Below are 8,286 nucleotides of genomic sequence, written 5' to 3' on the forward strand. Positions count from 1 at the left end.
ATCAATGGGCCTCCAGGGGCAGTGCTGCCAAGGGCGCGGGGCGCGGCTTTTCAAAGCGTTGGGCCAGCATGCGCAGCAGCACGTAGAACACGGGGGTCAGGAACAGGCCGAAGAGCGTCACGCCCAGCATGCCGGCGAACACGGCCACGCCCATGGCATGGCGCATCTCAGCGCCCGCACCGGTCGAGAACACCAGCGGCACCACGCCCATGATGAAAGCGATCGAGGTCATCAAGATGGGGCGCAGGCGCAAGCGGCTGGCCTCCAACGCGGCTTCGACGATGCTGCGGCCTTGGTGCTCCAGCTCGCGGGCGAACTCGACGATCAGGATGGCGTTCTTGGACGCCAGCCCGACCAGCACGAACAGCGCGATCTGTGTGAACACGTTGTTGTCGCCATGCGTGATGTAGACGCCTGCCAGCGCGCACAGGATGGACATGGGCACGATCAGGATCACGGCCAGCGGCAGCGTCCAGCTTTCGTACTGGGCGGCCAGCACCAGGAAGACCAACAGCACGCACAGCGGGAACACGTAGACCATGGTGTTGCCGGCCAGGATCTCCTGGTAGGTCAGGTCAGTCCACTCGATGGCCACGCCCTTGGGGAGGGTCTCTTTGGCGATCTGCTCCATGATGGCTTGCGCCTGGCCAGACGACACGCCAGGGGCGGGGCCACCGTTGATGTCGGCTGCCACGTAGGCGTTGTAGCGCTGCACGCGGTCGGGGCCATACGAGTCAGACACGGTCATCAGGCTGCCCAGGGGCACCATCTGGCCGGTGTTGCTGCGCGTCTTGAGCTGCGAGATGCCTTCGGCATTGGCGCGGAAAGGCGCATCGGCTTGAACCACGACCTGGAAGGTGCGCCCGAACTTGTTGAAGTCATTGACGTACAGCGAACCCAGGTTGATCTGCATCGTGTCGAAGATGCTGCCCAGTGGCACGCCCAGTTGTTTGGCCTTGGTGCGGTCCACGTCGGCGAACAACTGCGGCACGTTGATCTGATAGCTGCTGAACACGCCCGCCAGTTGCGGCGTTTGCCAGGCCTTCATCTGCAGGGCCATCACGCCTTTGTACAGCTCGTCGTAACCCACGTTGCCGCGGTCTTCCACGAACAGCTTGAAGCCGCCGATGGTGCCCAGGCCGTTCACCGACGGCGGCGGAAAGACCATGATGAAAGCGTCTTGAATGGCGCCCAGGCGTTTGTTGACCTCGGCGGCGATCTCGTTGCCAGACAGGCCAGGGCCCTTGCGCTTGGCGAAGTCGTCCAGCGTGTAGAACACGATGCCGGCGTTGGGCGCGTTGGTGAAGCCGTTGATCGACAGGCCGGGGAAGGCGACCGAATCGCTCACACCAGGCACCGACTTGGCGATGTCCGACATGCGGCGGATCACGGCGTCGGTGCGGTCCAGCGAGGCGGCGTCAGGCAGTTGGGCAAAGCCCACCAGGTATTGCTTGTCTTGCGCAGGCACGAAGCCACTGGGCACGGCCTTGAACACGAAGAAGGTGGCCACGCACAGCAGGGCGTAGACGATCATCGTGGCACTCTTGCGGCCCAGCATGCCCGCCACGCCACCGTGGTAGCGGTGCGAGGCGCGGTCGAACACGCGGTTGAAGACACGGAAGAAGCCGCCGAAGGCCCAGTCCATGCCACGGGCCAGTTTGTCCTTGGGTGCGTCGTGCGGCTTGAGCAGCGCGGCGGCCAGGGCGGGGGCCAGGGTCAGCGAGTTGAAGGCCGAGATCACCGTCGAGATGGCGATGGTCAGCGCGAACTGCTTGTAGAACTGCCCGGTCAGGCCAGCCACGTAAGCGATTGGCACGAACACCGCGCACAGCACCAGGGCAATCGCGATGATGGGTCCGGAGACTTCCTTCATGGCCTGGATGGTGGCTTCATGCGGGCTCAGGCCATTGGCGATGTTGCGCTCGACGTTCTCCACCACCACGATGGAATCGTCCACCACGATGCCGATGGCCAGCACCAGCCCGAACAGTGACAGCGTGTTGATCGAGAAACCAAAGGCCAGCAGCACCGCGAAGGTGCCCACGATGGACACGGGCACGGCCAGCAATGGGATCAGCGAGGCGCGCCAGGTTTGCAGGAAAACGATGACCACGATCACCACCAGGGCCACGGCTTCGATCAGCGTCTTGATCACGGCCTCGATGGAGGCGCTGACGAACTGCGTCGGGTCGTAGACGATGGCGAAATCGACGTCGGCGGGGAAGTCATCCTTCAGCTCAGCCATGAGCTTGCGCACATCGGCCGACAACTGCAGCGCATTGGCATTGGGCGCTTCAAAAATACCCATGCCGATGGCGGGCTTGTTGTTCAGCAGCGAGCGCAGCGCGTATTGCTGGGCACCCAGTTCGATGCGGGCCACGTCGCGCAGCTTGGTCACGCCACCGTCGCCATTGGTCTTGACGATGATGTCGCCGAACTGCTCTTCGGTGGTCAAGCGGCCTGAGGCATTGACCGACAACTGGAAGGGCGAACCGGTGTTGGGCGGAGCGCCGACCACACCCGCGGCCACTTGCACGTTCTGCTCACGGATGGCGGCCACCACGTCGGCGGCGGTCAGTCCGCGTTGCGATACCTTTTGAGGATCAAGCCAGATGCGCATGGCGTAGTCGCCCGCGCCGAACACCTGCACATCACCCATGCCCGGCAAGCGCGCCAGCCGGTCTTTGATGTTGAGCGCGGCGTAGTTGCGCAGGTAGACGTCATCGTACGTGCCCTTGGGCGAGAGCACGTGCACCACCATGGTCAGGTTGGGCGAACTCTTGACCGTGGTCACGCCAATCTGGCGCACCTCTTCGGGCAGCCGAGGCAGGGCGCGCTGCACGCGGCTTTGCACCTGGGTTTCGGCCTGATCGACGTTGGTGCCGATCTTGAAGGTGACGGTGAGCGTGAGCGCACCATCGGTGGTGGCTTGCGAGGACATGTAGAGCATGTTCTCGACGCCGTTGATCTGCTCTTCGAGCGGCGCGGCCACCGTCTCGGCGATCACCTTGGGGTTGGCGCCGGGGAACTGCGCGCGCACCACCACGGAGGGTGGCACCACTTCAGGGTACTCGGAGATCGGCAGGCGGAAGATCGCGATGACCCCCGCGATGAAGATCAGGATGGACAGCACGCCCGCGAAGATCGGGCGGTTCACGAAAAATCTTGAGAAGTTCATGGCGTGGTGTCCTTACTTCTGGGCGCCAGCAGCCGCGCCGGAGGCGCCACCCGCAGGGCCATCCATCGGCACGACTTGCGGTGCCACGGGCGCGCCAGGGCGAACGCGTTGCAGGCCATCGACCACGATGCGTTCACCCGCCTTCAGGCCGGAGGTGACCACGCGCAGGTTGCCAACTTGCGTGCCCAATTGGATGGGGCGGTACTCGGCCAGGTTCTTGTCATTGAGCACGTAGACGAACTTGCGGTTCTGGTCGGTGCCAATGGCGCGCTCGGCCACCAATGCGGATTGCGCGCCAGTGGGCGATGCGGTGCCCACTTGCACGCGCGCGAACAGGCCAGGCGTCAGCAGGCCATCCTTGTTGTCCACCAGGCCACGCATGCGCACGCTGCCCGCGACCGGGTCCACGCGGTTGTCCACGAACTCCAGCTTGCCCTCGTGCGGGAAGCCCTTTTCATTCGACAGGCCAATGTGCAGCTTCATCGCAGCCGGGTTGGCACGAGCCTGTTTGCCCAGTTGCAGGTAGGTCGATTCATCGCCATTGAAGCTGACGTACATCGGGTTGGCCGACACCACCGAGGTCAGCACGGTGTTGCCATCGACCAGGTTGCCCACAGTGACTTCGGCCTTGCCGACGCGGCCGTCAAACGGTGCGCGGATGGTGGTCCATTCCACGTTGAGGCGGGCGGTTTGCAAGGCGGCCTGATCAGCGCGCGCGGCGGCGTCGAGTTGGCGCACATTGGCGGTGCGTTCGTCGTAGTCGCGCTGGGCAATGGCGTTGTCAGCCAGAAGCTTGCGGGAGCGCTCTTGCTCGGTCTTGGCCAGATCGGCCTTGGCTTGTGAGCCAGCCACAGCGGCTTCGGCACGCGCGAGTTCGGCACGGTAGGGGCGGGGGTCGATCACGAACAGCACGTCACCCTTTTTGACCAGCATGCCGGGCTTGAGGTTGACGCTGTCGATGTAGCCCGACACGCGCGGTCGCAGTTCGGCGCGGTCAATGGCCTCGATCAAGCCAGAGAACTCGCGCTGCTCGGCCACGGCACGTGACAGCACCTCGGCCACACTGACCGGCATCGCGGGAGGGGCGCCAGCAGCAGGGGCCGCGTGAGCGTCCTGCTCCTTGCCGCAGCCGCTCAACATGGCCGCTGCCGCGAGGATGACGAGGGCAAAACCGGCCTGCAACGGCCGACGAGAGAGGGTGGGTTGAAGGTTTTTCATCATGCTTGACTCGGTTTTTCGGAGATGGTGGAACTGGAAGAGGGGGGTGAGCGGTGTGCTGCAAGAAATGCACTCAAGGCGGTCACGCACGGGTCGTCGGCCGTGATCTCGCAGCGCTCGCTGACGTTGTTCACATCGGCCGGGGGCAGAGTGACCTGGTCCACCGAGATGCCGGCTTGCACCAGCTTGTTGGCGTAGGCGCGGGCCTCGTCAGACAGGGGGTCGCCTTCGGTGTGCATGATCAAAGCGGGGGGCAGGCCGGTCAGCCGGCTGGCCTGCAGCGGGCTGGCATAAGGGTGCAGGCGATCGGACGGGTGCGGCAGGTAGGTGCGGTAGCTGCGCTCCAGGGCCTGAGCCACTTCGGCCGTGTCGGGCTGGTCGGCGGCGTGGCGCATGGAGTCGCAGCACATGCTGGCATCCAGCATGGGCATGACCAGCACCTGGCCTGCCAGCTTGGGGCCTTGACGATCACGGCAGACCAGGGCGGACACGGCGGCCAGATTGCCACCGGCCTCCACGCCACCAACGAACAGCTGCGTGCCTTTCCAGAACAGCTTGCGGCGATGTTGGTGGGTCAGCGTGAGCACGGCGTGCGCGTCTTCCACGGCGGCGGGGAAGGGCCGGTCGGAGGCCAGGGCGTAGCAGGGCGCCAGCATGTTGACCTTGCAACTGTCGGCCAGCACCCGAAAGCAAGAGTCGGTCGATTCAATGTCGGACACGACAAAACCGCCGGGATGGAAAAAAACCATCAGCGCATCGCTGGCCTTTTCGGGCGCACCGCGGTACAGGCGCAAATGCAGCGGACCACTGCTGCCAGGCCATTCAAAGATGGCGTCAGGCGCGGCGTTGACAGCTTGATGAGACATGGGCGGAGCGCGGTGGAGGGTGGAATGAATGGTGACTGTATTTGTTTGCCTGTTTCTAATAAACTGGCAATTGACGAATTAACTGTTCAGGATTTTGAACAATGGACAAGCTAAAGGCCATGGAGGCCTTTGTCAGGGTGGTGGACACGGGCGGGTTTACGCGCGCTGCCGAGGTCATGCAGGCGCCCAAAGCCACCGTGTCCACCTTGATCCAGGATCTGGAAAGCCAGTTGGGCGTGCGCTTGCTGCACCGCACCACGCGCAAGGTCACGGTGACGGCCGATGGCGCTTCGTACTACGAGCGCTGTCTGCGCATCCTCGACGACTTGCGTGAGGCTGACGATTCCGTTTCTTCGCGCCAGGGTGATCCGAATGGACGCTTGCGGATCGACGTTTTCACCGGCATGGCCAGCTACTTGTTGGCCTCAGGCCTGCCCGATTTTCTGGCCAGGCATCCCAAGATCAGATTGGAGATGGGCTGCAGCGATCGGCCGGTCAACATGGTCAGTGAAGGAGTCGATTGCGTGATCCGGGCTGGCGAAATCACCGACCCCTCCTTGATTGCGCGGCGCATCGGGTCAATGTGGTTCGTGCCTTGTGCATCGCCCAGCTACCTGGCCCAACATGGCGTGCCCAAGCATCCCAGTGACTTGCCCAAGCATGCCTTGATCAACTATTTTCTGCACGGGTCGGGCAGGGCGGTGCCTTGGGATTTCACCAAGGACGGCGAGCGCCTGGAGTTGATGTTGGATGGACCTTTGGCGGTCAATGACTCCAACGTTTACGAAGATGCCTGTCTGGCTGGCGTGGGCATTGGCCGGGTGCCCAGTTTTTCTTACCAGAGGTATTGCCAGCAGGGCTTGTTGCAAGCCGTGCTGGCGGACTGGTCCAGCGACCCGGTGCCGGTTTACGTGGTGTATGCGTCCAAGCGGCACCTGTCGACCAAGGTGCAGGCCTTTGTGGAATGGGCTGCGGAGTTCTTTGAAAACGCCCCGGGCTTGAGGCGCCTGGCATGAAAAAAGCGGCTGAAGTTTCCCTCAGCCGCCTTTGGTAAAGAGCCTCTCAGCCTCAGGCCGAGGTGCGGATCAAATGATCAAACGCACTCAACGCCGCCTTGGCACCATCGCCCGCAGCGATCACGATCTGCTTGAACGGCACCGTGGTCGCATCGCCTGCGGCGAACACGCCGGGAACAGACGTGGCGCCACGCGCATCGACCACGATCTCGCCATGGCGTGACAACTCCAGTGTGCCTTTGAGCCACTCGGTGTTGGGCACCAGGCCGATCTGCACGAACACGCCTTCCAGCGGCACGAGGTGCTCCTCATTCGTGGCGCGGTCTTTGTAGCGCAGGCCGTTGACCTTGCCTTCGGCCCCGGTGATCTCGGTGGTCTGGGCGTTGGTGTGCACGGTCACATTGGGCAGGCTGTTGAGCTTGCGCACCAGCACGGCATCGGCCTTGAGCTGGTCGGCGAACTCGATCACGGTGACATGGGCCACGATGCCAGCCAGGTCAATGGCCGCTTCGATGCCCGAGTTGCCGCCGCCGATCACCGCTGTGCGCTTGCCCTTGAACAGTGGGCCGTCGCAGTGGGGGCAATAAGCCACGCCCTTGTTTTTGTACTCCTGCTCGCCGGGCACGTTCACATTGCGCCAACGCGCGCCGGTGGAGAGGATCACGGTCTTGCCCTTGAGCGAGCCACCATTGGCCAGCTTGACCTCGATCAGGCCACCAGGCTGCGCCGCCGGGATGATCTGTTCGGCACGCTGCAGGTTCATGATGTCGACATCGTAGGTGCGGGCGTGCGCTTCCAGGCCCATCGCGAACTTGGGGCCGTCGGTCTCGAGCACCGAGATGTAGTTCTCGATGGCCAGGGTGTCGTTCACCTGCCCACCAAAACGCTCGGCAGCCAGGCCGGTGCGGATGCCCTTGCGCGCGGCGTACACGGCCGCCGCAGCACCAGCGGGGCCACCACCGATGATGAGCACGTCATAAGGGGCCTTGGCGCTGATCTTGGCGGCGTCTTTGGCCGCGGCGCCGGTGTCCAGCTTGCCAACGATCTCTTCCAGCGTCATGCGGCCTGAGCCGAACACCTGGCCGTTCAGGTAGACCATGGGCACGGCCATGATCTCTCTGGCATTCACCTCGTCCTGGAAGGCACCGCCTTCGATGACGGTGGTGCGCACCTTGGGGTTCAGAACCGCCATCAAGCTGAACGCTTGAACCACGTCGGGGCAGTTGTGGCAAGTCAGGGACATGTAGACCTCGAAGGCGTAGTCGCCATCCAGGCCCTTGATCTGGTCGATGACTTCTTGCTCGACCTTGGGTGGGTGACCACCGGTCCACAGCAGGGCCAGCACCAGCGAGGTGAACTCGTGGCCCAAGGGCAGGCCGGCAAAGCGCAACTGTGTGTCGCTGCCGGTGCGCTGCAATGAGAAGGAAGGTCGGCGGGCATCTTGGCCGTCGGTCTTCAAGGTGATCTTGTCGCTGCGCAGCCCCACGATGGTCTGCAGCAGCTCGAGTGTCTCGCGGGATGCCTCTGAGTCGTTCAGCGATGCCACGATCTCGAAGGGCTGGGTAACGCGCTCCAGGTAAGCGCCGAGTTGGGCCTTGAGGGTGTCGTCGAGCATGGTGTGCATCCTTTGGTCTGGGGTGCCCCCCTCGGACCTCGTGAGTCCGAAGGAGGCGGTCAATCAATCATCAAACTGTCAAATCAATCAGATCTTGCCGACCAGGTCCAGGGAAGGCGTCAGCGTCTTGGCGCCTTCCTTCCACTTGGCGGGGCACACCTGGCCAGGGTTGGCGGCGGTGAACTGGGCAGCCTTGAGCTTGCGCACGGTTTCGGACACGTCGCGGGCGATCTCGTTGCTGTGGATTTCAGCGGTCTTGATCACCAGATCGGGGTTGATGATGAAGGTGCCACGCAGGGCCAGGCCTTCTTCTTCGATGTGCACGCCAAAGGCGCGGGTCAGCTTGTGGGTCGGGTCGCCGACCAGGGGGAACTTGGCCTTGCCGACCGCGTC

General features: G+C 63.5%; 6 protein-coding genes. 1 reads left to right on the forward strand and 5 read right to left on the reverse strand.

Translation table 11 applies throughout. The features are described 5' to 3' along the window. Nucleotide 1: 1 nt before the first annotated feature. The 3 genes from Q7V20_RS16825 to Q7V20_RS16835 are packed head-to-tail and all read right to left on the reverse strand — an operon-like array spanning nucleotide 2 to nucleotide 5,262. The gene (locus Q7V20_RS16825; protein WP_304793742.1) at nucleotides 2-3,178 is read right to left on the reverse strand and encodes an efflux RND transporter permease subunit; all 3,177 of its coding nucleotides are present in this window, start codon (nucleotides 3,176-3,178) and stop codon (nucleotides 2-4) included. A 12-nt stretch (nucleotides 3,179-3,190) separates the two neighbouring features. Continuing rightward, nucleotides 3,191-4,399, reverse strand: coding sequence for an efflux RND transporter periplasmic adaptor subunit (locus tag Q7V20_RS16830; protein WP_304793745.1), 1,209 nt, complete (start codon nucleotides 4,397-4,399; stop codon nucleotides 3,191-3,193). Beyond that, nucleotides 4,396-5,262, reverse strand: a complete 867-nt coding sequence (locus tag Q7V20_RS16835; protein WP_304793748.1) for an alpha/beta hydrolase — start codon at nucleotides 5,260-5,262, stop codon at nucleotides 4,396-4,398. The genes Q7V20_RS16830 and Q7V20_RS16835 overlap by 4 nt, the downstream gene beginning before the upstream one ends. Nucleotides 5,263-5,363: 101 nt before the next feature. Between Q7V20_RS16835 and Q7V20_RS16840 the strand changes: the two genes are divergently transcribed. Beyond that, nucleotides 5,364-6,278, forward strand: coding sequence for a LysR family transcriptional regulator (locus Q7V20_RS16840; RefSeq protein WP_304793750.1), 915 nt, complete (start codon nucleotides 5,364-5,366; stop codon nucleotides 6,276-6,278). A 52-nt stretch (nucleotides 6,279-6,330) separates the two neighbouring features. On the opposite strand, the gene ahpF is transcribed toward Q7V20_RS16840, so the two are convergent. Both ahpF and Q7V20_RS16850 read right to left on the reverse strand, forming a co-directional pair. Continuing rightward, entirely contained in the window at nucleotides 6,331-7,893 is a 1,563-nt protein-coding gene (gene ahpF / locus Q7V20_RS16845; protein ID WP_304793753.1) for an alkyl hydroperoxide reductase subunit F, read from the reverse strand. Nucleotides 7,894-7,980: 87 nt separating this feature from the next. Beyond that, nucleotides 7,981-8,286, reverse strand: a 306-nt coding sequence (locus Q7V20_RS16850; protein WP_304793755.1) for a redoxin domain-containing protein, incomplete at its 5' end; no start/stop codon positions are given.

This window comes from Aquabacterium sp., assembly GCF_030652515.1.
Lineage (GTDB): Bacteria > Pseudomonadota > Gammaproteobacteria > Burkholderiales > Burkholderiaceae_C > Aquabacterium.

Bases quoted from the DNA above. Each gene is read 5' to 3' on its own strand.
- Q7V20_RS16825 (WP_304793742.1), bottom strand. From the start codon at position 3,178: ATGAACTTCTCAAGATTTTTCGTGAACCGCCCGATCTTCGCGGGCGTG.
- Q7V20_RS16830 (WP_304793745.1), bottom strand. From the start codon at position 4,399: ATGATGAAAAACCTTCAACCCACCCTCTCTCGTCGGCCGTTGCAGGCC.
- Q7V20_RS16835 (WP_304793748.1), bottom strand. From the start codon at position 5,262: ATGTCTCATCAAGCTGTCAACGCCGCGCCTGACGCCATCTTTGAATGG.
- Q7V20_RS16840 (WP_304793750.1), top strand. From the start codon at position 5,364: ATGGACAAGCTAAAGGCCATGGAGGCCTTTGTCAGGGTGGTGGACACG.
- ahpF (WP_304793753.1), bottom strand. From the start codon at position 7,893: ATGCTCGACGACACCCTCAAGGCCCAACTCGGCGCTTACCTGGAGCGC.